Source organism: Burkholderia sp. JP2-270, from assembly GCF_003233675.1.
GTDB lineage: Bacteria > Pseudomonadota > Gammaproteobacteria > Burkholderiales > Burkholderiaceae > Burkholderia > Burkholderia pyrrocinia_C.
This window is the reverse complement of record NZ_CP029824.1, coordinates 1,840,556-1,864,430: the sequence shown is the minus strand read 5'-3', so window position 1 is coordinate 1,864,430 and position 23,875 is coordinate 1,840,556. Positions and strand designations below refer to the sequence as shown.

Below are 23,875 nucleotides of genomic sequence, written 5' to 3'. Positions count from 1 at the left end.
GCGACGGCCGGAGCCGTCAGCGTCGTTTGACGAGATACTGGAACGTGAAGCCGGGAAACGCGAACACGATGAAGAGACTGAACGTGATCGCGTAAAACTGCCAGCCCTGTTCGAAGCGGTTGCCGGCGCGCGACTCGAGCCAGAAGCCGAGCGCACCGACGATGAAGTACAGCACGATCAGCTCGCCGATCCGCACCCACGCACTCTTCTTCGTCGCGCCGAACGGCACCACGGCGAAGAGGCGTTGGTTCAGGAACGGCAGGTTGGCGCACACGAGCGCCAACAGCACGATAAACCAGCCGGCTGCCGACATTACAGCGGCAGCGTGTGACGGATCGCCTGCAGGCAGGCCGTCAGCAGCGGGCTCGGGATCAGGCCGAGCACGACGACCGCGAGGCCGTTCAGTACGAGGATCGTGCGCTTGCAGATATCGCCCGAGATCGGCGTCGAATCCTGCGGCGCATCGAAGTACATCAGCTTCACGATGCGCAGGTAGTAGAACGCGCCGAACAGCGACGTGATCACGGCCAGCACGGCCAGCCACGTGAGGCCCGCGTTGACGGTTGCCTCGAGCACGGCGAGCTTCGCGTAGAAACCGACGGTCGGCGGGATGCCAGCCAGCGAGAACATCATGACCATCATCACGAACGCGAACACCGGGCTGCGCTTGTTGAGGCCCTTGAAATCGTCGATCGTTTCCGCTTCGAAGTCGCGGCGCGCGAGCAGCATCACCACGCCGAACGAGCCGAGCGTCGTGATCAGGTAGACGATCGCGTAGAACATCGCCGAGCTGTATGCGTTCGCCGGTGCCGCCGCGTCGCCCTTCACGATGCCCGCGAGCAGGCCGAGCAGCACGAAGCCCATGTTCGAGATCGCCGAGTAGGCGAGCATCCGCTTGATGTTGCGCTGGACGATACCCGTGATGTTGCCGACGATCAGCGACAGCGCGGCGAGGATCACGAGCGCGGTCTGCCAGTTCTGGGCGAGCGGCAGCAAGCCCATCACCAGGAACCGCAGACCCCACGCGAACGCGGCAACCTTCGGACCGCCGCCGACGAACAGCGTCATCGCGGTCGGTGCGCCCTGGTAGACGTCCGGCACCCACATGTGGAACGGCACGGCGCCGAGCTTGAACGCGATACCGGCGACGATGAAGACCACGCCGAACATCAGCACGGCTGCGTCGGTGTTGCCGCCGACCGCCTTGTACACCTCGCCCAGCTCGAGCGAGCCGGTCGCACCGTAGAGCATCGAGATGCCGTACAGCACGAAGCCCGACGCAAGCGCGCCCAGCACGTAGTACTTCATCGCGGCTTCGCTCGACTGCGGGGCGTCGCGGCGCAGCGCGATGACCGCGTATAGCGACAGCGACATCAGTTCGAGACCGAGGTACAGGGTCAGGAAGTTGTTGCCCGACACCATGACCAGCTGGCCGAGCAGCGAGAACATGCCGAGCAGGAACACATCGCCGCGGAACATGTCTCGATCTTCGAGGTACTTGCGCGAATAGACGAGCGAGACCGCGAAACCGAACGACACGACGGCCTTCATCGTGCTCGCGAACGAGTCGACGACGACCATCTTCGAGAAGAAGTAGTACTGCTGCGGGTCGAGCGCCTGCACCGCGAACCACACGCCGGCGACGACCGACGATACGACCGCGATCAGATAGGTCAGTCGGCGGCCGGAAGCACCGGTAAAGGTGTCGTTCAGCCATGCGACGACGATGGCGGCCATCACCAGCGCGTCAGGCAACAGGACATTCATAGGAGCGTTTTGCATGATCTTGATTTCCTCCGCTCGCGATTACTGGGCCAGCGGCAGCTTGGACTGCGCGACGTGGGAGAGGAGGTTTTCGACGGAAACGTGCATCACGTCGGTAAAGGGCTTCGGATACAGGCCCATCAGCATCGTGAACGCGGCCAGCACGGCCAGCATCAGGAATTCGCGACGGCCGATGTCCTTCAGCTTGGCGACGTGATCGTTCGCTACCGCGCCGAAGTACACGCGCTTGTACATCCACAGCGTGTATGCGGCGCCGAGGATCAGCGTGAATGCCGCGCCGAATGCGATCCAGAAGTTGTACTGGACGGCCGCGAGAATCACCATGAACTCGCCGACGAAACCCGACGTACCCGGAAGGCCGCAGTTGGCCATCGAGAACAGCATCGCGAATGCCGCGAACTTCGGCATCACGTTGACGACGCCGCCGTAGTCGGCGATCTGGCGCGAGTGCACGCGGTCGTACAGCACGCCGATGCAGAGGAACATCGCGCCCGACACGAAGCCGTGCGAAATCATCTGGATGATCGCGCCTTCGACGCCGAGCTGGTTGAAGATGAAGAAGCCGAGCGTGACGAAGCCCATGTGCGCGATCGACGAATACGCGACCAGCTTCTTCATGTCGGCCTGCACCATCGCGACGAGGCCGATGTAGATCACCGCGATCAGCGACAGCGTGATCACGACGGGTGCCAGGAAGTGGCTCGCGTCAGGCGTGATCGGGAGCGAGAAACGCAGGAAACCGTACGCGCCGAGCTTCAGCATGATCGCGGCCAGCACGACGGAACCGCCCGTCGGCGCTTCCACGTGCGCGTCCGGCAGCCAGGTGTGCACCGGCCACATCGGCACCTTCACCGCGAACGCAAGGAAGAACGCGATGAACAGCAGTATCTGTGGCGTCATCGCGATCTTCGCGTTCTGCCACGTCGCGAGGTCGAACGAATGCGTTTCCGTGTACAGATAGATCAGCGCGACCAGCATCAGCAGCGAGCCGGCCAGCGTGTACAGGAAGAACTTGAACGCCGCATACACGCGGTTCGGGCCGCCCCACACGCCGATGATGATGTACATCGGGATCAGGGTCGCCTCGAAGAACACGTAGAACAGCAGGCCGTCGGCCGCCGAGAACACGCCGACCATGATCCCCGACAGGATCAGGAAGGCCGCGAGGTACTGCGACACGTGTTCGGTGATCACTTCCCAGCCCGCGATCACGACGATCACGGTGATGAGCGCGGTCAGCACGACGAACCACATCGAGATGCCGTCGACGCCAAGGTGATACGAGATGTTGAAGCGCTCGATCCACGTCGACTGCTCGACGAACTGCAGCGCGGCCGTGCTCGCGTCGAAGCCCGTGATCAGCGGAATGGTGACCGCAAGGCCGAGCAGCGAGCCGATCAGCGCGAGCCAGCGCGCCGGCCCAGGATTTTTGTCGTTACCCACCGCGAGCACGAGGAGGCCGAAAACGATCGGCAGCCAGATCGCGGTACTGAGAATCGGAAAAGCGTGCATTGTTCTTGTCCCCTCGCCTTATTTGCCGCCGAGCGTTACAAACAGGGTCAGGAGCCCCAGCATGCCGATGATCATGGCGAACGCGTAGTGATAGATGTAACCGGATTGGAGGAAGCGGATCACGCCGGCGAACCAGCCGATGAACCGGGCGCTGCCGTTGACGAGGCCGTCGATCACCACGACATCGCCCTCTTTCCACAGGCCGCGGCCGATCGCGACCGAGCCCTTGGCAAACACCACCTCGTTGATCTTGTCCATGTAGTACTTGTTGTCGAGCAGCGTGTAGATCGGGCCGAACGCGCGGCGGATCACGGCAGGCAACTCAGGACGCTTCAGGTACAGGAACCACGCGACCACGACGCCGGCGATCGCGAGCCACAGCGGCAGCGTCGTCAGCGAGTGCAGGCCCATCGCGGCCCAGCCGTGGAATTCCTTGCCCAGCTCTTCGAGGCCCGGATGGTTTTCGCCGATGAAGATCACCTTGTCGAATGCCACGCCATGTTCGAAGAAGCTGCCGTACAGCATCGGGCCGATCGCGATCGCACCGACGATCACCGACGGAATCGCGAGCAGCACGAGCGGCAGCCACACGACCCACGGGGTCTCGTGCGGTTCGTGCGCGTGGTCGTCGTGACCATGGCCGTGGCCGTGATCGTCGTGACCGTGCGCGGCTGCCATGCCCATCGGCGATTCAGGATGCTTCGGGTTGCGGAAGCGCTCTTCGCCGTGGAACACGAGGAAGTACATGCGGAACGAGTACAGCGCAGTCACGAACACGCTTGCGACCACTGCGAAGTACGCGAAGCCCGAACCCGCGAGATGCGATTCCTTCACGGCCTCGATGATCGAATCCTTCGAGTAGAAGCCCGAGAAGAACGGCGTGCCGATCAGTGCGAGCGAGCCGATCAGCGACGTGATCCACGTGATCGGCATGTACTTGCGCAGGCCGCCCATGTTGCGGATGTCCTGGTCGTGATGCATGCCGATGATCACCGAGCCCGCGCCGAGGAACAGCAGCGCCTTGAAGAACGCGTGCGTCATCAGGTGGAACAACGCGACCGGGTACGCGGACACGCCGAGCGCGACCGTCATGTAGCCGAGCTGCGAAAGCGTCGAATACGCGACCACGCGCTTGATGTCGTTCTGGATAATGCCGAGGAAACCCATGAACAGCGCCGTGATCGCGCCGATCACCGTGACGAACGACAGCGCGGTATCCGACAGCTCGAACAGCGGCGACATGCGCGACACCATGAAGATGCCGGCCGTCACCATCGTCGCCGCGTGAATCAGCGCCGAGATCGGGGTCGGGCCTTCCATCGAGTCCGGCAGCCACACGTGCAGCGGGAACTGCGCCGACTTACCCATCGCGCCGATGAACAGGCAGATACAGGCGACGGTCAGCAGGCCCCAGTCGGTGCCCGGGAAGTGCAGGCTCGCGAGCTCCGCGCGCTTCGCGAACACTTCGCCGTAGTTCATCGAGCCGGCGAACGCGAGCAGCAGGCCGATGCCGAGCAGGAAGCCGAAGTCGCCCACGCGGTTCACGAGGAACGCCTTCATGTTCGCGTAGATCGCGCTCTCACGCGTGAAGTAGAAGCCGATCAGCAGGTACGACACCAGACCCACCGCTTCCCAGCCGAAGAACAGCTGCAGGAAGTTGTTGCTCATCACGAGCATCAGCATCGAGAACGTGAACAGCGAGATGTACGAGAAGAAGCGCTGGTAGCCGTCTTCTTCCGACATGTAGCCGATCGTATAGATGTGCACCATCAGCGACACGAAGGTCACGACGACCATCATCATCGCGGTCATCGAATCAACCAGGAAGCCGACTTCGAGCTTCAGCGAGCCGACCCGCATCCATTCGTAGATGGTCGCGTTGAAGCTCGCGCCGCCCATCACGTCGACGAAGACTTTCGCCGACAGGAGGAACGCGATCATCACGCCGAGGATCGTGATCCGGTGTGCGCCCTTGCGCCCGACTGCGTTCCCGAACAGCCCCGCAATCAGCGAGCCGGCCAGCGGAGCGAGCGGAATCGCCAGCAGCAGGTTTTCATTGAGTGTCGTTGACATAACAGCGTTGCCTGAAATTAACCTTTGAGCTGATCGAGATCCTCGACATTGATCGTGTCGAGCTTACGGAACAGGGTCACCAGAATCGCGAGGCCGATCGCGGCTTCCGCTGCGGCGACCGTCAGCACGAAGAACACGAAGATCTGGCCGTGCACATCGCCGAGGTAGTGCGAGAACGCGACGAAGTTGGTATTCACCGCCAGCAGCATCAGTTCGATCGCCATCAGGATGATGATGATGTTGCGGCGGTTCAGGAAGATCCCGACGATCGCGATCGCAAACAGGATCGCGCCGAGCACGAGGTAATGAGCAAGAGTCAACATGGTTTTCTTTCCTCCGCTTAGCCGTTGGTGCTCGTACCGGCTTCGCTCTGCGCCGTTTCCGGCTCCGGCTTGTCCGCTTCCATCTTCACGAGGCGCACGCGGTCGTTGCGGCGCACCTTGACCTGATCCGACACGCGCTGGCGCTTGCTGTCCTTGCCCTTGCGCTCGGTCAGCCCGATCGCGGCAATGATCGCGACCAGCAGCACGAGGCCGGCGATTTCAAACGCGAAGATGTAGTCGGTGTAGATCACCTTGCCGATCAGTCGCGTGTTCGACCAGTTGGCCATCTCGCCCGTCGCCATCGCGTGCACCGTGTGCGTGTCGCCGTAGCCGCGCCACAGGATCAGCGCGGTCTCGATCACGATGATCGCGCCGACCACGGTCGCCATCGGTACGAAGCGCTTGAAGTCGCGGCGCAGGTAGTCGATGTTGATGTCCAGCATCATCACGACGAACAGGAACAGCACCATCACGGCGCCCACGTAGACCAGCACCAGCAGGATCGCGAGGAACTCCGCTTCCAGCAGCATCCAGATCGCGGCGGCGTTGAAGAACGCCAGCACAAGGAAAAGCGCAGACGCCACCGGGTTGCGCGAAGTGATCACCTTCAGCCCTGATACCACCAGGAGCAGCGCGAAGATGTAGAACAGTACGGTCGTGAATTCCATGATTACCGGTTCATCGTTAGGCCATAGTCAGGCGCGGCTTGCGGGACGCCCGCACCCGTCGCGGCGGCTCGGCCCGTGCTGCGGGCCGGCACTGCAAACACAATCAACGATACGGCGCGTCGGCAGCCTTCGCCGCGGCGATGTCCTTCTCGTAGCGATCGCCCACCGCGAGCAGCATTTCCTTCGTGAAATACAGGTCGCCGCGCTTTTCGCCGTGGTACTCGAGAATCTGCGTCTCGACGATCGAATCGACCGGGCAGCTCTCTTCGCAGAAACCGCAGAAGATGCACTTCGTCAGGTCGATGTCGTAGCGCGTCGTGCGGCGCGTGTTGTCCGCGCGCGTTTCCGATTCGATCGTGATCGCCAATGCGGGGCACACGGCCTCGCACAGCTTGCACGCGATGCAGCGCTCTTCGCCGTTCTCGTAGCGGCGCAGTGCATGCAGCCCGCGAAAACGCGGCGAAATCGGGGTCTTCTCTTCCGGGAACTGCACGGTGAACTTGCGCTTGAACGTGTAACGGCCGGTCAGCGCGAGCCCCTTCAGCAGCTCGGTCAGGAAGAAGGTCTTAAAGAAGTGTTGGATTGCCGTCATGATTTCGTCCGATTACTTCACCCAGATGTTGAGCGGCGACATCATCCAGAAGCCGACCACGACCACCCAGATCACCGTGACGGGCAGGAAAACCTTCCAGCCCAGACGCATGATCTGGTCGTAACGGTAGCGCGGGAACGTCGCGCGAACCCAGATGAACACCGACAGCAGTGCGAAGACCTTCAGCACCAGCCAGAAGATGCCCGGAATGAACGACAGGAACTCGAACGGTGCATCCCAGCCGCCGAGGAACAGCGTCGCAGCCAGCGCCGAGATCACGATCATGTTGATGTACTCGGCGAGGAAGAACAGCGCGAACGCCATGCCCGAGTAGTCGATCATGTGACCCGCGACGATCTCCGACTCCCCTTCCACCACGTCGAACGGGTGACGGTTCGTTTCGGCGATGCCCGAGATGAAGTAGACGACGAACGCCGGCAGCAGCGGCAGCCAGTTCCACGACAGGAAGTTCACGCCGTGGCCCGCGAAGAAGCCATGCTGCTGCGAGTTGACGATTTCCGACATGTTCAGGCTGCCGGCCGTCATCAACACGAGCACCAGCGCGAAGCCCATCGAGATTTCGTACGAGACCATCTGCGCCGCGGCGCGCATCGCGCCGAGGAACGCGTACTTGGAGTTCGACGCCCAGCCCGCGAGAATCACCGCGTACACGCCGATCGACGAGATCGCCATTGCGTACAGCAGGCCCGCGTTGATGTTCGCGAGCACGGCCTTGGCCTGGAACGGGATCACGGCCCACACGGCGAATGCCGGCACGACGGTCATGACCGGCGCGATCAGGTACAGCCAGCGGCTGGCGGCGCTCGGCTGAATGACTTCCTTCAGCAGCAGCTTCAGCACGTCGGCGATCGGCTGCAGCAGGCCGCCGGGGCCGACGCGGTTCGGACCGAGACGCACGTGCATCCAGCCGATCAGCTTGCGTTCCCACAGAATCAGGTACGCGACGCACAGCAGGATGACGACGGAGACGACGAGGATGCGCACGATTGCCCACACCGTCGGCCACGCGAAGCCGAGAAGCTGGGCTCCGCCCGCGTTGATCGTATCGAACAAGCTCATTTACGCCTTCTCCACCACCAGTTCACCGGACAGGCTGCCGAGCGCTGCGCCGGCAGGCGTCGCCGCCGACACGCGAACGACCGTCTCCGCAAGATTCGCGTCGCGCACGGCCGGCAACTGCACCGCACGCTCGCCCTGGCGCACGCGCACGGCGTCGCCTTCCTTCAAGCCCAGCTTGTCGAACAGCGCGGCCGGCAGGGCTGCGGCATTCGCCGCCTTCGCGGCGGCCGTCAGGTGCAGCGCACCTGCGCGGCGCACGAGCGCGTCGGCGTGATAGATCGGCACATCGGCCAGGCGCTCGAAGCCGCCGTTCGCGGCATTCGCCGCGACGCGTGCCGGCGCGACCGACGTCTGGTTCGACAGGCGGCCCGCGACGCCTTCATCGCCGAGCGCCGCGAGACGCACTTCTTCCGCCGTCTCGTATTCGAAGTTCGGCAGGCCGAGCAGGCTGCCGAGCACGCGCAGCACCTTCCACGCCGGACGCGTGTCGCCGAGCGGGCGCACGACGCCGTTGAAGCTCTGCACGGTGCCTTCCGCGTTGACGAACGTGCCAGCCGTTTCCGTGAACGGCGCAACCGGCAGCAGCACGTCGGCGTAGTCGAGGCCGTGCTTGAACGGCGACATCACGACGACCATCTCCGCCTGGTTCAGCGCGGCAAGCGCCTGCGCCGGATCTGCAGTGTCGAATTCCGGTTCGACGTTCAGCAGCACATAGCCCTTGCGCGGCTGCGCGAACGCTTCGCGTGCATTCAGGCCGCCTTCGCCCGGCAGCGCGCCGACGACGTGCGCGCCGACCGTGTTCGCCGCTTCCGTCAGGAAGCCGAACGTGGCGCCGGTATTGTCGGCGATCCACTGGGCGACCGCGTGCAGCTTCGCGAATTCCGGATGGCGGACCGCGACGTTGCCGAGCAGCACCGCGCGGCGCTCACCGTTCGAGAGCGACTGCGCGACCGCCTGAGCGGCCGGCGATGCGGTGACGCCGGCGAGCGTGTCGGGCAGCGCGACGCCGCGCAGTTGCGCGACGGCCGCGGCGATGCCGGCCAGCTCGTCGAGCCATGCCGACGGCGCAGCGACGATGCGCTGCGCCGTCGGGATCAGTGCATCGTCACCGGTTGCGTGCAGGAAATGCAGCTTCGCGCCGTTCTTCGCGGCCTGGCGCAGGCGTGCGGCGAACAGCGGGTGGTCGCGGCGCAGGAACGAACCGACGACGAACGCGGCGTCCACGTTCGACAGGTCGGCGATCGGCATGCCGAGCCACGGCGCGCCCTGGACCGGCGCCGAGAAATCCTGCTGACGCAGACGGAAATCGACGTTCGGCGTCTTCAGTTCGTGTGCGAGCTGCTTCACGAGGAACAGCTCTTCAGCGGTGCTGTGCGCGCTCGCGAGCATCGCCAGCGCGTTCGCGCCGTGATCCGCAGCGATGCCCTTCAGGCCCTTCGCGACATATTCGAGCGCGGTCTGCCAGTCGGTCTCGATCCACTGGCCGCCCTGCTTCAGCATCGGCTTCGTCAGGCGCTCTTCGCTGTTGAGGCCTTCGTACGAGAAGCGGTCCTTGTCCGAGATCCAGCATTCGTTGATCGCTTCGTTCTCGAACGGCAGCACGCGCATCACGCGGTTGTTCTTCACCTGCACGACGAGGTTCGCGCCGACGGAATCGTGCGGGCTCACCGACTTGCGGCGCGACAGTTCCCACGTCCGGGCGCTGTAGCGGAACGGCTTGCTGGTCAGCGCGCCGACCGGGCACAGGTCGATCATGTTGCCCGACATCTCGGAGTCGACCGTCTTGCCGACGAACGTCGTGATTTCCGAATGCTCGCCGCGGCCCAGCATGCCGAACTCCATCACGCCGGCGATTTCCTGGCCGAAGCGGACGCAGCGCGTGCAGTGGATGCAGCGCGACATTTCTTCCATCGAGATCAGCGGGCCCACGTTCTTGTGGAACACCACGCGCTTTTCTTCCGAATAGCGCGACGACGACTTGCCGTAGCCGACCGCCAGATCCTGCAGCTGGCATTCGCCGCCCTGATCGCAGATCGGGCAATCGAGCGGGTGATTGATGAGGAGGAATTCCATCACCGACTGCTGCGCCTTCACGGCCTTGTCGGACTGCGTGTGGACGATCATGCCGGCCGACACGGGAGTCGCGCAGGCAGGCACCGCCTTCGGCATCTTCTCGACTTCGACGAGACACATCCGGCAGTTGGCCGCTACCGACAGTTTCTTGTGATAGCAGAAGTGAGGAATGTACGTATCCGCCTTGTGCGCAGCCTGGATCACCATGCTGCCTTCGGGCACCTCGACCTTCTTGCCGTCTATTTCAAGTTCAACCATGATGGTGAATGGTCCTTAACCTATTTCCGCCCGTTCGCGCCTTCGCCCGACCGTGCGCTCAAATTCCGCAACCGGGTTCGCTTCAGGCCGCAGCCGCGTGCGCGTGGCCGCCGACCATGCAGTGCTTGTGCTCGACGTGGTACGCGAATTCGTCCCAATAGTGCTTGAGCATCCCGCGGACCGGCATCGCCGCCGCATCGCCGAGCGCACAGATCGTGCGGCCCATGATGTTCTCGGCAACCGAGTTCAGCAGATCCAGATCTTCCTGGCGGCCTTCGCCGTGCTCGATACGGTTCACGACGCGATACAGCCAGCCGGTGCCTTCGCGGCACGGCGTGCACTGGCCGCATGATTCCTCGTAGTAGAAGTACGACAGACGCAGCAGCGAGCGCACCATGCAGCGCGTCTCGTCCATCACGATCACCGCGCCGGAACCGAGCATCGAGCCCGCCTTCGCGATCGAATCGTAGTCGAGATCGGTCTGCATCATGATGTCGCCCGGGATCACCGGTGCCGACGAACCGCCCGGAATCACGGCCTTGATCTTCTTGCCGCCGCGCATCCCGCCGGCGAGCTCCATCAGCGTCGCGAACGGCGTGCCGAGTGGCACTTCGTAGTTGCCCGGACGCTCGACGTCGCCCGACACCGAGAAAATCTTCGTGCCGCCGTTGTTCGGCTTGCCGATCTCGAGATAATTCTGCGGCCCGATGGACAGCAGGAACGGCACCGCGGCGAACGTCTCGGTGTTGTTGATCGTGGTCGGCTTGCCGTACACGCCGAAGCTCGCCGGGAACGGCGGCTTGAAGCGCGGCTGGCCCTTCTTGCCTTCGAGCGACTCCAGCAGCGCCGTTTCCTCGCCGCAGATGTACGCGCCGTAACCGTGGTGCGCGTGCAGCTGGAACGAGAATTCGGAACCCATGATGTGGTCGCCGAGGAAGCCTGCGGCGCGCGCTTCATCGAGCGCGGCCTCGAAGCGTCGATACACTTCGAAGATTTCGCCGTGGATGTAGTTGTAGCCGACGGTGATGCCCATCGCGTATGCGCCGATGGCCATGCCTTCGATCAGCGCGTGCGGGTTCCAGCGCAGGATGTCGCGATCCTTGAACGTGCCCGGCTCGCCTTCGTCCGAGTTGCAGACGAGATACTTCTGCCCCGGGAACTGGCGCGGCATGAAGCTCCACTTCAGGCCGGTCGGGAAGCCCGCACCGCCGCGGCCGCGCAGGCCCGACGCCTTGACGTCGGCAATCACCTGCTCGGGAGGAATCTTTTCTTCGAGAATGCGGCGCAGCTGCTTGTAGCCGCCGCGCGCGACGTAGTCTTCGAGATGCCAGTTCTCGCCGTTCAGACCAGCGAGGATCAGCGGTTTGATGTGACGGTCGTGGAGGGACGTCATTTCGAGAGCTCCTCAAGCAGCTGGTCGATCTTCTCGCGGCTCATGAAGCTGCACATTCTGTGATTGTTCACCAGCAGCACCGGCGCATCGCCGCACGAGCCCATGCATTCGCCTTCCTTCAGCGTGAACTTGCCGTCGGGCGTGGTTTCGCCGAAGCCGATGCCCAGCTTCTGTTTCAGGTAGTCGGCAGTCGCTTCCGCGCCGCCGTGCGGGCCAAGCTGGCACGGCAGGTTCGTGCAGAGCGTGATCTTGTGCTTGCCGACCGGGTTGAGCTCGTACATCGTGTAGAACGTCGCGACTTCCTGCACGGCGACGGCCGGCATGCCGAGATAGTCCGCAACGAACTGCATCAGTTCGGGCGACAGCCAGCCGTGCTCTTCCTGAGCAACGGCCAACGCCGACATCACGGCGGACTGTTTCTGATCGGCGGGATACTTCGTCAACGCTCGATCGATTTCCTTCAGGCCTTCAGCTGAGATCATTTTCAGACACGACTCTTTCAATTCCTACCGAACGAAGAACCTGCCGCACACTTGGGGTGCATGGACGGCAGACCTGGCGCTCACTCTGTTGACAGCTTGCGAAGTCGCGCCGGTTCAGCGCGCATCGCGTGTGACTTACCGCTCGCCGCCCGGAGCAAACGGGCGGCGCAACCATTAGCGATCGATCTCGCCGAACACGATGTCCTGCGTACCGATGATCGTGACGGCGTCGGCGATCATGTGACCGCGCGCCATTTCGTCGAGCGACGCCAGGTGCGCGAAACCCGGTGCGCGAATCTTGAGGCGATACGGCTTGTTGGCACCGTCCGACACGAGGTAGATGCCGAACTCGCCCTTCGGATGCTCGACCGCAGCGTACGCTTCGCCTTCCGGCACATGGAAACCTTCGGTGAAGAGCTTGAAGTGGTGAATCAAGTCTTCCATGTTGGTCTTCATGCCGACGCGCGACGGCGGTGCAACCTTGTGATTGTCCGTCATCACCGGGCCCGGATTCTTGCGGAGCCACTCAATACACTGTTTCGCGATGCGGATCGACTGGCGCATTTCTTCGACGCGCACCAGATAGCGGTCGTAGCAATCGCCGTTCACGCCGACCGGCACGTCGAAATCCATGCGATCGTACACTTCGTACGGCTGCTTCTTGCGCAGGTCCCACGCGATGCCCGAGCCGCGCAGCATCGGGCCAGTCATGCCCATCTGCAGCGCACGTTCGGGGCTGACCACGCCGATCCCGACCAGACGCTGCTTCCAGATCCGGTTGTCGGTGAGCAGCGTTTCATATTCGTCGACGCACTTCGGGAAGCGCGTGAAGAAATCGTCGATGAAGTCGAGCACCGAGCCGCTGCGCGCTTCGTTCATCTTCGCGAGCGCCTTCTCGTTGCGAATCTTCGACGCCTTGTATTGCGGCATTGCGTCAGGCAGGTCGCGGTAGACGCCGCCCGGACGGTAGTACGCCGCGTGCATCCGGGCGCCGGACACTGCCTCGTACACGTCCATCAGGTCTTCGCGTTCGCGGAATGCGTACAGGAACACGGCCATCGCGCCGACGTCGAGTGCGTGCGCGCCGATCCACATCAGGTGATTCAGCACGCGCGTGATCTCGTCGAACAGCACGCGAATGTACTGCGCGCGCTCCGGCACGTCGATGCCGAGCAGCTTTTCGATCGCGAGCACGTAGCCGTGCTCGTTGACCATCATCGACACGTAGTCGAGACGATCCATGTACGGCACGGACTGGATGAAGGTCTTGGATTCCGCGAGCTTTTCGGTCGCGCGGTGCAGCAGGCCGATGTGCGGATCGGCACGCTGGATGACTTCGCCGTCGAGCTCGAGCACGAGGCGCAGCACGCCGTGTGCTGCCGGGTGCTGCGGGCCGAAGTTGAGCGTGTAGTTCTTGATTTCTGCCATGACGCCCCCTTAATGTTTCAGACCGCCATAGCGATCCTCGCGGATCACGCGCGGCGTGATTTCGCGCGGCTCGATCGTCACCGGCTGGTACACGACCCGCTTCTCTTCCGGGTCGTAACGCATTTCGACATAACCCGACACCGGGAAGTCCTTGCGGAACGGGTGGCCGATGAAGCCGTAGTCGGTGAGGATGCGGCGCAGGTCGGGGTGGCCTTCGAACACGATGCCGTACAGGTCGAACGCTTCGCGCTCGTACCAGTTCGCGGAGGTCCAGATGTCGACCAGCGATGCCACGATCGGCAGGTCGTCGTCCGGCGCGAACGCACGCAGGCGCAGGCGCCAGTTGTTCGTGACCGACAGCAGGTGCGACACGGCCGCGAAGCGCGGGCCGTCGTAGGCGCCGTCGCCGAAGGTCTGGTAGTCGACGCCGCAGAGGTCGATCAGTTGCTCGAAACGGAGCTTCGGATCGTCGCGCAGCGTTTTTGCGACTTCGAGGTAATCGCTCGCCTTCACGACGAGCGTCAGTTCACCGATCGCTTCGGTGAGGCTCACCACGCGCGCGCCGAGCGCGGCTTCGAGGTTTGCCTTGAGAGTCTCGATTTTGCTTGCCATATGAGGGGACGCTCGGGGCTTTATTGACGGGCGATGGTATTGGTGCGGCGGATCTTCGCCTGAAGCTGGATCACGCCGTAGACCAGCGCCTCGGCCGTGGGCGGGCAGCCCGGCACGTAGACGTCGACCGGCACGATCCGGTCGCAGCCGCGGACCACCGAGTACGAGTAGTGGTAGTAGCCACCGCCGTTCGCGCACGATCCCATCGAGATCACCCAGCGCGGCTCGGCCATCTGGTCGTACACGCGGCGCAGCGCGGGCGCCATCTTGTTGCAGAGCGTGCCGGCGACGATCATCACGTCCGACTGACGCGGGCTCGGACGAAACACGACGCCGAACCGGTCCAGATCGTAACGGGCCGCGCCCGCATGCATCATCTCGACGGCGCAACACGCGAGCCCGAACGTCATCGGCCACAGCGAGCCGGTACGCGTCCAGTTGATCAGCTTGTCAGCCGTCGTGGTGACAAACCCTTCCTTCAAGACCCCTTCGATACTCATTTGCTTTCCACTCCAGACGAGCGACCGAGCGTGGCCGCCCATGCAAACCGGCGATTAACCCATCACTCCCAGTCGAGCCCGCCTTTCTTCCAGATATAGGCAAAGCCCAGCAGGAATTCGAGCAGAAAAATCATCATTGCGATGAAACCCGGCCAGCCGATGTCCCGGAGCGCGACGCCCCACGGAAACAGGAATGCGGTTTCGAGATCGAAGATGATGAACAGGATGGCGACGAGGTAATACCGGACGTCGAATTTCATCCGGGCGTCTTCAAAGGCTTCGAAGCCGCACTCGTACGGTGCGTTCTTCTCGACGTCCGGCTTGTTGGGACCAAGGAGCTTGCCGATGCTGACCAGCGCTATACCTAAACCAGTGCCCACGAGGAGGAACAACAAAACGGGGTAATAGGCTGCGAGGTTCAAGGCAATCCTCTATCGGTTGGTTCTGAGCGTCCGGAGAATACCACTTCCGGCGGAAGGAATCATTTCGGAGTGCAGGCGATCGCAAGACAACCGCAAGGACACCCCAGAAATGAAAAATGCCAGCCACTGGAAGCGGCTGGCATTGAGTAACTTTGGTGCCGACGGCGAGACTCGAACTCGCACAGCTTTCGCCACTACCCCCTCAAGATAGCGTGTCTACCAATTTCACCACGTCGGCACTGCATGCAACTCGGGTTGTGCTGCTTGTTCCCGCGAATCGCTTCAAGACTTAAATTCTAACCTGACTTCTAGAATTGTTCAACGCACAAACGCAAAAAATTTAACTTTTTATTTCGGGACATCCTGGCCCGGCGCGCTTGCAGCCGAACCCGCGGCAGCGGATGCCGCAACGGCCGGCGCCGACGCTGCAGGCGCCGATGCCGGTGCGGTCGCAGCCGCGCCGAGCACGCCCGCGGACGGCGTCGACTTGTACGAACCGAGGTACGTCAGCGCGAGCGTCGCGATAAAAAAGATCGTCGCGAGAATGCCCGTCGTGCGCGACAGGAAGTTCGCCGAGCCCGTCGCACCGAACAGGCTGCCCGACGCGCCGCTACCGAATGCAGCGCCCATGTCGGCACCCTTGCCGTGCTGCAGCAGCACGAGACCAATCACACCGAGTGCAGACAGCACCTGCACCACAATAATCAGCGTCTTGAATAACAGCATCACACCCACCCGATTGGATCGGGCGACCGGATCGACCGGCCGCCGTCATGGTTCAATTCGATCGCGGACCGCTCAACGCGCGGCCCGGCAGATCGCCAGGAAATCTTCCGCCTTCAGCGACGCGCCGCCGATCAGGCCGCCGTCGATGTCCGGCTGCGCGAACAGCTCTTCCGCGTTGTCCGGCTTCACGCTGCCGCCGTACAGCACGGACACGTCCGCCGCACCCTTTGCCGCGAGACGCGCACGCAGGAACGCGTGCACGTCCTGTGCCTGCGCCGACGTCGCGCTCTTGCCCGTGCCGATCGCCCAGACCGGCTCGTACGCGACGACGATGCGCGCAGCCTCGTCGGCCGTCAGCACGGCCAGCACCGCGTCGAGCTGCGCACCGACGACCTGCTCGGTCGCACCCGACTCGCGTTCGTCGAGCGTCTCGCCGACGCACACGACCGGCGTGAGACCGGCCGCGAGCGCGCGCTGCGTCTTCGCCGCGACCGTCTCGTTGCGCTCGCCGTGATACGCCCGACGCTCCGAGTGGCCGACGATCGCATAGCATGCGCCGAATTCCGCAACCATCGCGGCCGCCACTTCGCCGGTGAACGCGCCCTGCTCGTGCGCAGACACGTCCTGCGCGCCCCAGGCGACACGGCCGCCGTCGAGCTGCGCCTGAACCTGCGCGAGATACGGGAACGGCACGCACACGCCGACCGACGTTTCGGCCGCCACCGCGCCCGCACCCTGCACCACTTCGTTCAGCAACGCCTGGTTGCCGGCCAGCCGGCCGTGCATCTTCCAGTTGCCGATCACCCGCTTAGTTCTCTGTTTCGACATCGTGTCTGTCTCGTCACCGCTATGTCATTAACGCGCCGGAAACCGGCCGTCAGGTTTGATCTGGCGAAGCAAACCCGCGATTTTACTGCGCACGGCTTGAACCGGTCAAACCGCGCATGTCAAGGCCGGCCGCACGGGCCGTCAGGCGTTCGCACCCCAATCGAGCACGATCTTGCCGGTGTGCTCGCTGCTTTCCATCAGCGCGTGCGCCTGTGCGGCGTCCGCGGCCGGCAGCACGCGATAGATCACCGGCTTGATGCGGCCGTCGGCGATCAGCGGCCACACGCGCGCCTTCAGCTGCGCGGCGATGCGCGCCTTGAACTCGACCGGACGCGGTCGCAGCGTCGACCCCGTGACCGTCAGCCGGCGCCGCAGGATCTCGCTCAGGTTGACGTCGGCCTTCGCGCCGCCGAGCAGCGCGATCAGCACGAGACGGCCGCCGTCCGCGAGCGCGGACAGCTCGCGCGGCACGTACGAGCCCGCCACCATGTCGAGGATCACATCGACGCCGCGATCGTGCGTCAGCGACTTCACGACCTCGACAAAGTCTTCGGTCTTGTAGTTGATTGCGCGCTCGGCGCCGAGCGCCTCGCACGCATGGCACTTGTCGGCGGTGCCGGCTGTCGCGAACACGCGAAAACCGAGCGCATGCGCGATCTGGATCGCTGTCACGCCGATGCCGCTCGAGCCGCCCTGCACGAGCAGCGTTTCCTGCTCGCCGCCCTCGCCCGCGCCGAGCTGCGCACGGTCGAACACGTTGCTCCACACGGTGAAGAACGTTTCAGGCAGCGACGCGGCCTCGATATCGGTGAGCCCGTCGGGCACCGGCAGGCATTGCGGCAGCGGTGCGACCGCATACTCGGCATAACCGCCGCCCGCGAGCAGCGCGCACACGCGATCGCCGAGCTTCAGGCCGAACGGGTTCAGCGCGGCATCGGACAGGTCGCCGCCGACGATCTCGCCCGCGACCTCGAGGCCCGGCAGATCCGACGCACCCGGCGGCGGCGCATAGGCGCCCTTGCGCTGAAACACGTCGGGCCGGTTCACGCCGGAAGCCGCCACCTTGATCAGCACCTCGCCGCGCTTCGGTTCGGGGCGCGGACGTTCCGCGAGCTTCAGCACGTCGGGGGCGCCGAATTCGGTGATTTCGATGGCTTTCATGGTGTGGTGGCTCCAGGATCGGAATCGGATGGCGCGCCCGTGCACGGCTCGGGCGCCTCGCCAGCGCTGCTGCGCCGCACAACGATGCTACAGAAAAAACGGCCGGCGCGCTTTCGCACTGCCGGCCGTTGGTCCGCCTGCCCGCTTACTGCTGCGGCGGCGTGTCCGACTGCGCCGCCGCCGCTGCTTCATTCAGCAGCGCCTTTGCCGACAGACGCACGCGACCCTTTTCGTCCGTCTGGATCACCTTGACCTTGACCTGCTGGCCTTCCTTCAGGTAGTCGTTGATGTCCTTCACACGCTCGTTGACGATTTCCGAGATGTGCAGCAGGCCGTCCTTGCCCGGCAGCAGGTTCACGATCGCGCCGAAATCGAGCAGCTTCAGCACCGTGCCTTCGTAGACCTGGCCGACTTCGATCTCTGCCGTAATGTTCTCGATGCGCTTCTTCGCTTCGGCCATGCCGTCGCTGTTCGTGCTCGCGATCGTCACGACGCCGTCGTCCGAGATGTCGATGGTCGTGCCCGTTTCTTCCGTCAGCGCGCGGATCACCGAACCGCCCTTGCCGATCACGTCGCGGATCTTTTCCGGGTTGATCTTGATCGTGATCATGCGCGGCGCGAATTCCGACAGCTGCGTGTTCGCACCCGAGACCGCCGACGTCATCTTGCCGAGGATGTGCATGCGGCCTTCCTTCGCCTGCGCGAGCGCGACCTGCATGATTTCCTTCGTGATGCCCTGGATCTTGATGTCCATCTGCAGCGCCGTCACGCCTTGCTCCGTGCCGGCCACCTTGAAGTCCATGTCGCCGAGGTGATCTTCGTCGCCGAGGATGTCGGTCAGCACCGCGAACTTGTTGCCTTCGAGGATCAGGCCCATCGCGATGCCCGCGACGTGCGCCTTCATCGGCACGCCGGCGTCCATCAGCGCGAGGCAGCCGCCGCACACCGATGCCATCGACGACGAACCGTTCGATTCGGTGATTTCCGACACGACGCGGATCGAGTAGCCGAATTCGTCGGCGCTCGGCAGGCACTTGACCAGCGCGCGCTTCGCGAGGCGGCCGTGACCGATTTCACGGCGCTTCGGCGAGCCGACGCGGCCCGTTTCGCCGGTCGCGAACGGGGGCATGTTGTAGTGGAGCATGAAGCGCTCGCGGTACTCGCCTTCGAGCGCGTCGATGATCTGCTCGTCACCCTTCGTGCCGAGCGTCGCGACGACCAGCGCCTGCGTCTCGCCGCGCGTGAACAGCGCCGAGCCGTGGGTGCGCGGCAGCACGCCGGTACGGATCTCGATCGGGCGCACGGTGCGCGTGTCGCGGCCGTCGATGCGCGGCTCGCCGTTCAGGATCTGCGAACGGACGATCCTTGCCTCGATGTCGAACAGGACGTTGCCGACGGTGGCCTTGTCGGCAGCAACCGTGCCGGCCGCCAGCGCGTCTTCCTCGAGCTTCGCCGAAGTCGCCGAATAGACTTCCTTCAGCTTCGTCGAGCGAGCCTGCTTGTCGCGGAGCTGGTAAGCGGCGAGCAGGTCGTTCTGCGCCAGCTCGGTCACGCGCGCGATCAGCGCCTCGTTCTTCGGCGCCGGCTGCCAGTCCCACTCGGGCTTGCCGCCTTCGCGCACCAGTTCGTGGATCGCGTCGATCGCCACTTGCATCTGCTCGTGGCCGAACACCACGGCGCCCAGCATCACGTCTTCCGACAGTTGGTCAGCTTCCGATTCGACCATCAGCACCGCGCGTTCCGTACCCGCAACGACGAGGTCGAGGCTCGACGCCTTGATCTGGTCGCGCGTCGGGTTCAGCACGTAGGCGTTGTCGATGTATGCGACGCGCGCAGCACCGACCGGGCCGTTGAACGGCAGGCCCGACACGGCGAGCGCAGCCGATGCGCCGATCAGCGCGGGGATGTCCGCCGGGATTTCCGGGTTCACGGACAGCACGTGGATCACAACCTGGACTTCGTTGTAGAAGCCTTCCGGAAACAGCGGGCGCAGCGGACGGTCGATCAGGCGCGACGTCAGCGTCTCGTGCTCCGACGGACGGCCTTCGCGGCGGAAGAAGCCGCCCGGGATCTTGCCGGCCGAGTAGGTCTTTTCGAGGTAGTCGACGGTCAGCGGGAAGAAATCCTGACCCGGCTTCGCCGACTTCGCGCCGACGACGGTTGCCAGCACGACGGTGTCTTCGACGTCGACGATCACGGCGCCGCTTGCCTGGCGAGCGACTTCACCGGTTTCGAGGCGCACCTTGTGCTGGCCCCACTGGAATTCCTTCACGACCTTGTTGAACATGGACATGGTTGCTCCTTTGAATTCATGCATTTCATTCGCCGCGCCGGCCATCCCGCGCGGCGGCGTCCCGACCGAATCACCCGGAGCAAGGTGTGTTTTTTATGCCATTCCAGCGCGGCGCTCAGGCAGCGACGCGCTGGAATGACACAAATCCCGACCCCGGTATCAGCCGTTGCGGCAGCCCGGCACGAACGTGCCCGACAGCCTGCGGTGCGTGTGACGCTACGCACCGCGCAAAAAACAAAATGCCTGTATCAGCGGACTGACACAGGCATCTTGCTGGCGGCAATCGCCTCGATTACTTACGCAGACCCAGCTTCTCGATCAGTGCGCGGTAACGGTCGGCATCCTTGCCCTTGAGGTAGTCGAGCAGCTTGCGGCGGCGGCTAACCATGCGCAGCAGGCCGCGGCGGCTGTGGTGATCCTTCGCGTGGGTCTTGAAGTGACCCGTCAGTTCGACGATACGTGCGGTCAGCAGTGCGACCTGGACTTCGGGCGACCCCGTGTCGTTGGTACCGCGGGCGAACTGAGCAACGACTTCCGACTTCTTGATATCTGCAACAGACATGTGATTTCCTTTCTAACTGAACAGGCGGACACGGAAGAATGGCCGTGCCGTGACTTACAACCGGCGGGCATTGTAACACAACTCCACACCGTTCCCACCGCCCCTGTCACGGGCGCGTCATTGAACAGGCGGACGGCATTTCCGTGCGCTGCGCCGGGAGCGCCAGCACCGTCCGGAAACCGTAGCCCGAACCCTCGTTGTCGAAGCGCACGCCCGGCGTGCCGGCCTTGCCCATCTCCATCACGTAAAGGGGCTGGATCAACTGATGATCCTGCGCGCGCATCCGCGACGCATGGAAGCCGTCGTCGAACGACAAGCCCTCGAGCGCACGCGCGACCGCGACGGGGTCGGCCGACCCCGCGCGGTTCATCGCGGCGGCCAACATTTCGATCATCACGCTCATTCGCCGTACCGGATAGTCGTCCTGCGCGGCCGGGAAACGGGTCCGGAACGCGCGGTAGAACGCTTCAGATTTCGCGCCGCCCGCGTTCGGGTGCCAGTCCGCCACGGCGACGACCCGCCCGACGCCCGCATCGCCGAGCGCGGCCGGCGCGCCGAGGCTGTTGCCGTAGAACGTGTAGAACCTCGCATTCAGCCCCTGCTCGCGCGCCGCCTTCACGAGCAGCGTGAGGTCGTTGCCCCAGTTGCCGGTCACGACGGCGTCCGCGCCGCTCGCGCGGATCTTCGCGATATACGGCGAGAAATCCTTGACCCGGCCGATCGGGTGGAATTCGTCGCCGGCGATCGTCACGTCCGGGCGCCGCGCGGCCAGCGCCTGCCGCGCGAGCGTGCTGACGTCGCGGCCGAAGCTGTAGTCCTGGTTCAGCAGATAGACCTTGCGCAGCGCGCGGTCGCGCGCCATCACGTCCGCGAGCGCGGCCATCCGCATCCCCGCGTGCGCGTCGAAGCGGAAATGCCAGAAACTGCAGCGCGCGCCGGTCAGCGCCGGATCGTCGGCCGAATAGTTGAGGAACAGCATCCGGTTGTCCGGGTCGCGTGCGTTGAGCTTGTCGAGCGCCGCGACGAGCGCGGCCGCGACGGCCGAACTATTGCCCTGCGCGACGAAACCGATATGCCGGTCCGCGGCCGCGCGCAACTGCACGAGCGCCTCCTCCGGGCTGCCCTTGCTGTCGAGCACGACGAGTTCGAGCGGATGCGCGCCGTCGCGCAGCTTCACGCCGCCCGCCGCGTTGACCTGCTCGACGCCGAAGCGCAGGTTGCGCTCGACCGCCGCGCCCGCGTTCGCGAACGGGCCCGACATCCCCTCGATCAGCGCGATCCGCACCGGCTCGCCGCCGGCAAACGCGGACGACACCAGCATCCACCCCGCGCTCAACGCGAGCGCGCACCGCTTCCACCCCTGCATCGGCTACCTGCCCTTCGATCTGCCCGAGAAGCGCGGATCATAGGCCGGCGCCCCTGCCGGCCGCAAGCGCGACATCGCCGGCGATCCGTACCGATTTTTTGCGACGCGATGCGCCGTCGCGCGCCGGCCGTGATAAAACGGAACTTGTTTCCGTATTCTGGAGAATACCCATGCGCATACGCATTCCCGCGCGCCTGCCGGTGCTGTTCGCCTGCGCCGCCGCGCTGCTGGCCGGTTGTGCGCAACCGTGGCAGCAATACCAGGCCGGCCAGGACGAGTCGGCGATCGTCGCGCGCATGGGCCCGCCGCGCGAGATCTACGACCTGCCCGGCGGCGGCAAGCGCCTGATGTGGCCGACCCAGCCGATGGGCGAGGTCACGATCGCGGCCGACGTCGACGCGGCCCACAAGATCGTCAACGTGCGCCAGGTGCTGCAGCCGAGCGAGTTCTATCGTGCTGAGATCGGCAAGTGGACGAAGACCGATGTCCTCGTCAATTTCGGACGCCCCGTCGAGACGTCCTACTTCCCGCTGATGAAGCGCGAGGTGTGGACGTACCGGTATCTCGAGGACAACGTCTGGTACATGATGTACAGCTTCTACTTCGATCCGCAGGGCATCCTGCGCATCACGCAAAAAACGCCGGACCCGCTGCACGATCCCGATCGCCGCAACCTGTTCTGACCGATTACGCATTTACGCGCAATTTTCACAATGGCCATTCACGAATTATTGCGTGAATGGCCATTTCATTTTTTCCGCCATCCGATTAATCCAGGAAATACGACGGAAATCTTTTCCGATCGATGACATTCCGATGGCAATACGCTGAAATCCCCGTCATGCGGGCCTTTGCGCGAAAACAGGCATGCGCAACGCATGTCATGCGTTGGGTTGGTGCACGCAATGCACTACACCAAACCAATTTGAAACAATTTGTTTCAATGCACCCGGAGTGCTAGGGCATACCCCTAATATCAGTCGAAATTCAAACCTTTCAATCCAGAAAGCATCCTATTGCGCCATTTCGGCCGATATTTATTTGCCTTTGTCATAAAGGAGTCCTCATGAATCGCCCCAAGAGCATGCTGGTTGCCAACATCGCCTGGGCCCGCGAGACGCGCGAACACACGCCCGGCTTTTTCGACGCGCTCGCGCGCGGCCAGAATCCGCGCGTGCTGTGGATCGGCTGCTCGGACAGCCGCGTGCCCGCCGAAACCATCACGCACTGCGCACCCGGCGAGTTGTTCGTCCATCGCAACATCGCGAACCTGTTCCATCCCGACGACGACAATTCCGCCAGCGTGCTCGAGTACGCGGTGCGCGTGCTGCAGGTCGACCACGTGATCGTGTGCGGACACTACGGGTGCGGCGGCGTGCGCGCGTCGCTGCTGCCGCCGCCGTCCGAGCTGCCGCACGTCGCGCGCCGCATCGCACCGCTCTGCGCGCTCGCGCGGCGCCATCGCGACACGCTCGACGGGCTCGACGACACAGCCGCCGCCGACCGCCTCGCCGAGCTGAACGTGCTCGAACAGGTGCGGCTGCTGCGCGCGTCGCCGATCGTGCGCGGCCGGGAACGGCCGCCGCTCGTGCACGGCTGGATCTTTTCGCTCGCCGACGGCCGCCTGCAGGAACTCGATTCCGGCTACGCGACGCCGCCTGCCAACGTCGAGCCCGTGCAGGCCGCTACGGCCGCCGCGCTCGGCTGATTCCCCGTCCCCTACGCCAATGAAATCGCC

23 protein-coding genes and 1 tRNA gene are annotated in these 23,875 nt (G+C 64.0%); 2 read left to right on the top strand and 22 right to left on the bottom strand.

Features of this window, described 5'->3' with window-relative positions; translation table 11 throughout:
* Positions 1–16 precede the first annotated feature (16 nt).
* The 22 genes from DM992_RS08885 to DM992_RS08775 all read right to left on the bottom strand — a co-directional run bounded on the left by DM992_RS08885 (position 17) and on the right by DM992_RS08775 (position 22,137).
* Complete coding sequence (locus DM992_RS08885) at positions 17–313, bottom strand: DUF2818 family protein (RefSeq protein WP_111016519.1); 297 nt, start codon at positions 311–313, stop codon at positions 17–19.
* Positions 313–1,767, bottom strand: coding sequence for an NADH-quinone oxidoreductase subunit NuoN (nuoN, locus tag DM992_RS08880; protein ID WP_034184895.1), 1,455 nt, complete (start codon positions 1,765–1,767; stop codon positions 313–315). The genes DM992_RS08885 and nuoN overlap by 1 nt, the downstream gene beginning before the upstream one ends.
* A gap of 39 nt (positions 1,768–1,806) precedes the next feature.
* Positions 1,807–3,297, bottom strand: a complete 1,491-nt coding sequence (locus DM992_RS08875; protein WP_111016517.1) for an NADH-quinone oxidoreductase subunit M — start codon at positions 3,295–3,297, stop codon at positions 1,807–1,809.
* Positions 3,298–3,315: 18 nt separating this feature from the next.
* Positions 3,316–5,370 carry an NADH-quinone oxidoreductase subunit L gene (gene nuoL / locus DM992_RS08870; protein ID WP_072440691.1) on the bottom strand — a complete coding sequence of 685 codons (2,055 nt, stop codon included), beginning with the start codon at positions 5,368–5,370 and terminating at the stop codon, positions 3,316–3,318.
* A 17-nt stretch (positions 5,371–5,387) separates the two neighbouring features.
* Positions 5,388–5,693: an NADH-quinone oxidoreductase subunit NuoK gene (gene nuoK / locus DM992_RS08865; RefSeq protein ID WP_004185739.1), complete on the bottom strand. Its 306-nt coding sequence runs from the start codon at positions 5,691–5,693 to the stop codon at positions 5,388–5,390.
* Positions 5,694–5,710: 17 nt separating this feature from the next.
* Positions 5,711–6,361: an NADH-quinone oxidoreductase subunit J gene (locus DM992_RS08860; RefSeq protein ID WP_034184892.1), complete on the bottom strand. Its 651-nt coding sequence runs from the start codon at positions 6,359–6,361 to the stop codon at positions 5,711–5,713.
* 103 nt (positions 6,362–6,464) lie between these two features.
* Complete coding sequence (nuoI, locus tag DM992_RS08855) at positions 6,465–6,953, bottom strand: NADH-quinone oxidoreductase subunit NuoI (RefSeq protein ID WP_006478270.1); 489 nt, start codon at positions 6,951–6,953, stop codon at positions 6,465–6,467.
* A 12-nt stretch (positions 6,954–6,965) separates the two neighbouring features.
* Positions 6,966–8,033: an NADH-quinone oxidoreductase subunit NuoH gene (gene nuoH / locus DM992_RS08850; RefSeq protein WP_047898607.1), complete on the bottom strand. Its 1,068-nt coding sequence runs from the start codon at positions 8,031–8,033 to the stop codon at positions 6,966–6,968.
* Positions 8,034–10,364, bottom strand: a complete 2,331-nt coding sequence (nuoG, locus tag DM992_RS08845; RefSeq protein ID WP_111016516.1) for an NADH-quinone oxidoreductase subunit NuoG — start codon at positions 10,362–10,364, stop codon at positions 8,034–8,036.
* Between the two features lie 82 nt (positions 10,365–10,446).
* On the bottom strand, positions 10,447–11,757 hold the full coding sequence (gene nuoF / locus DM992_RS08840; RefSeq protein ID WP_034184889.1) for an NADH-quinone oxidoreductase subunit NuoF: 1,311 nt from the start codon (positions 11,755–11,757) through the stop codon (positions 10,447–10,449).
* On the bottom strand, positions 11,754–12,239 hold the full coding sequence (nuoE, locus tag DM992_RS08835) for an NADH-quinone oxidoreductase subunit NuoE (protein ID WP_006756903.1): 486 nt from the start codon (positions 12,237–12,239) through the stop codon (positions 11,754–11,756). The genes nuoF and nuoE overlap by 4 nt, the downstream gene beginning before the upstream one ends.
* A 174-nt stretch (positions 12,240–12,413) precedes the next feature.
* Positions 12,414–13,667: an NADH-quinone oxidoreductase subunit D gene (locus tag DM992_RS08830; protein WP_111016514.1), complete on the bottom strand. Its 1,254-nt coding sequence runs from the start codon at positions 13,665–13,667 to the stop codon at positions 12,414–12,416.
* Between the two features lie 9 nt (positions 13,668–13,676).
* Entirely contained in the window at positions 13,677–14,279 is a 603-nt protein-coding gene (locus DM992_RS08825) for an NADH-quinone oxidoreductase subunit C (RefSeq protein WP_006478264.1), read from the bottom strand.
* A 20-nt stretch (positions 14,280–14,299) separates the two neighbouring features.
* Entirely contained in the window at positions 14,300–14,779 is a 480-nt protein-coding gene (locus DM992_RS08820; RefSeq protein WP_006398799.1) for an NADH-quinone oxidoreductase subunit B, read from the bottom strand.
* A 62-nt stretch (positions 14,780–14,841) separates the two neighbouring features.
* Positions 14,842–15,201, bottom strand: a complete 360-nt coding sequence (locus DM992_RS08815; protein WP_006398798.1) for an NADH-quinone oxidoreductase subunit A — start codon at positions 15,199–15,201, stop codon at positions 14,842–14,844.
* A 153-nt stretch (positions 15,202–15,354) separates the two neighbouring features.
* Positions 15,355–15,439: transfer RNA gene (locus DM992_RS08810), tRNA-Leu, on the bottom strand.
* 110 nt (positions 15,440–15,549) lie between these two features.
* A complete protein-coding gene (gene secG, locus DM992_RS08805) occupies positions 15,550–15,927 on the bottom strand; it encodes a preprotein translocase subunit SecG (protein WP_034184886.1) in 378 nt (125 codons plus the stop codon).
* A 72-nt stretch (positions 15,928–15,999) separates the two neighbouring features.
* Positions 16,000–16,755: a triose-phosphate isomerase gene (tpiA, locus tag DM992_RS08800; RefSeq protein ID WP_111016512.1), complete on the bottom strand. Its 756-nt coding sequence runs from the start codon at positions 16,753–16,755 to the stop codon at positions 16,000–16,002.
* 141 nt (positions 16,756–16,896) lie between these two features.
* Positions 16,897–17,916, bottom strand: a complete 1,020-nt coding sequence (locus tag DM992_RS08795) for an NAD(P)H-quinone oxidoreductase (protein ID WP_111016510.1) — start codon at positions 17,914–17,916, stop codon at positions 16,897–16,899.
* Positions 17,917–18,061: 145 nt separating this feature from the next.
* A complete protein-coding gene (pnp, locus tag DM992_RS08790; protein ID WP_111016508.1) occupies positions 18,062–20,209 on the bottom strand; it encodes a polyribonucleotide nucleotidyltransferase in 2,148 nt (715 codons plus the stop codon).
* Positions 20,210–20,501: 292 nt separating this feature from the next.
* Positions 20,502–20,771: a 30S ribosomal protein S15 gene (gene rpsO, locus DM992_RS08780; RefSeq protein ID WP_006398792.1), complete on the bottom strand. Its 270-nt coding sequence runs from the start codon at positions 20,769–20,771 to the stop codon at positions 20,502–20,504.
* A gap of 106 nt (positions 20,772–20,877) precedes the next feature.
* Positions 20,878–22,137 (bottom strand): branched-chain amino acid ABC transporter substrate-binding protein, encoded by a 1,260-nt coding sequence (locus DM992_RS08775; RefSeq protein WP_111016506.1) that lies wholly within the window; start codon positions 22,135–22,137, stop codon positions 20,878–20,880.
* 170 nt (positions 22,138–22,307) lie between these two features.
* Here DM992_RS08775 and DM992_RS08770 point away from each other — a divergent pair, with 170 nt between their 5' ends.
* Both DM992_RS08770 and DM992_RS08765 read left to right on the top strand, forming a co-directional pair.
* Positions 22,308–22,820, top strand: a complete 513-nt coding sequence (locus tag DM992_RS08770) for a hypothetical protein (protein WP_111016505.1) — start codon at positions 22,308–22,310, stop codon at positions 22,818–22,820.
* Positions 22,821–23,203: 383 nt separating this feature from the next.
* Complete coding sequence (locus tag DM992_RS08765) at positions 23,204–23,845, top strand: carbonic anhydrase (RefSeq protein WP_111016503.1); 642 nt, start codon at positions 23,204–23,206, stop codon at positions 23,843–23,845.
* The last annotated feature ends 30 nt before the right edge of the window (positions 23,846–23,875 follow it).

Coding starts and splice junctions, on each gene's coding strand:
- DM992_RS08830 (WP_111016514.1), bottom strand. CDS start 13,667: ATGGCAGAAATCAAGAACTACACGCTCAACTTCGGCCCGCAGCACCCG.
- pnp (WP_111016508.1), bottom strand. CDS start 20,209: ATGTCCATGTTCAACAAGGTCGTGAAGGAATTCCAGTGGGGCCAGCAC.
- nuoL (WP_072440691.1), bottom strand. CDS start 5,370: ATGTCAACGACACTCAATGAAAACCTGCTGCTGGCGATTCCGCTCGCT.
- nuoI (WP_006478270.1), bottom strand. CDS start 6,953: ATGACGGCAATCCAACACTTCTTTAAGACCTTCTTCCTGACCGAGCTG.
- nuoF (WP_034184889.1), bottom strand. CDS start 11,757: ATGACGTCCCTCCACGACCGTCACATCAAACCGCTGATCCTCGCTGGT.
- DM992_RS08820 (WP_006398799.1), bottom strand. CDS start 14,779: ATGAGTATCGAAGGGGTCTTGAAGGAAGGGTTTGTCACCACGACGGCT.
- DM992_RS08770 (WP_111016505.1), top strand. CDS start 22,308: ATGCGCATACGCATTCCCGCGCGCCTGCCGGTGCTGTTCGCCTGCGCC.
- rpsO (WP_006398792.1), bottom strand. CDS start 20,771: ATGTCTGTTGCAGATATCAAGAAGTCGGAAGTCGTTGCTCAGTTCGCC.
- secG (WP_034184886.1), bottom strand. CDS start 15,927: ATGCTGTTATTCAAGACGCTGATTATTGTGGTGCAGGTGCTGTCTGCA.
- DM992_RS08795 (WP_111016510.1), bottom strand. CDS start 17,916: ATGAAAGCCATCGAAATCACCGAATTCGGCGCCCCCGACGTGCTGAAG.
- DM992_RS08875 (WP_111016517.1), bottom strand. CDS start 3,297: ATGCACGCTTTTCCGATTCTCAGTACCGCGATCTGGCTGCCGATCGTT.
- DM992_RS08885 (WP_111016519.1), bottom strand. CDS start 313: ATGTCGGCAGCCGGCTGGTTTATCGTGCTGTTGGCGCTCGTGTGCGCC.
- nuoN (WP_034184895.1), bottom strand. CDS start 1,767: ATGAATGTCCTGTTGCCTGACGCGCTGGTGATGGCCGCCATCGTCGTC.
- DM992_RS08765 (WP_111016503.1), top strand. CDS start 23,204: ATGAATCGCCCCAAGAGCATGCTGGTTGCCAACATCGCCTGGGCCCGC.
- tpiA (WP_111016512.1), bottom strand. CDS start 16,755: ATGTCGAAACAGAGAACTAAGCGGGTGATCGGCAACTGGAAGATGCAC.
- nuoK (WP_004185739.1), bottom strand. CDS start 5,693: ATGTTGACTCTTGCTCATTACCTCGTGCTCGGCGCGATCCTGTTTGCG.
- nuoH (WP_047898607.1), bottom strand. CDS start 8,033: ATGAGCTTGTTCGATACGATCAACGCGGGCGGAGCCCAGCTTCTCGGC.
- DM992_RS08775 (WP_111016506.1), bottom strand. CDS start 22,137: ATGCAGGGGTGGAAGCGGTGCGCGCTCGCGTTGAGCGCGGGGTGGATG.
- DM992_RS08860 (WP_034184892.1), bottom strand. CDS start 6,361: ATGGAATTCACGACCGTACTGTTCTACATCTTCGCGCTGCTCCTGGTG.
- nuoG (WP_111016516.1), bottom strand. CDS start 10,364: ATGGTTGAACTTGAAATAGACGGCAAGAAGGTCGAGGTGCCCGAAGGC.
- nuoE (WP_006756903.1), bottom strand. CDS start 12,239: ATGATCTCAGCTGAAGGCCTGAAGGAAATCGATCGAGCGTTGACGAAG.
- DM992_RS08825 (WP_006478264.1), bottom strand. CDS start 14,279: ATGGCAAGCAAAATCGAGACTCTCAAGGCAAACCTCGAAGCCGCGCTC.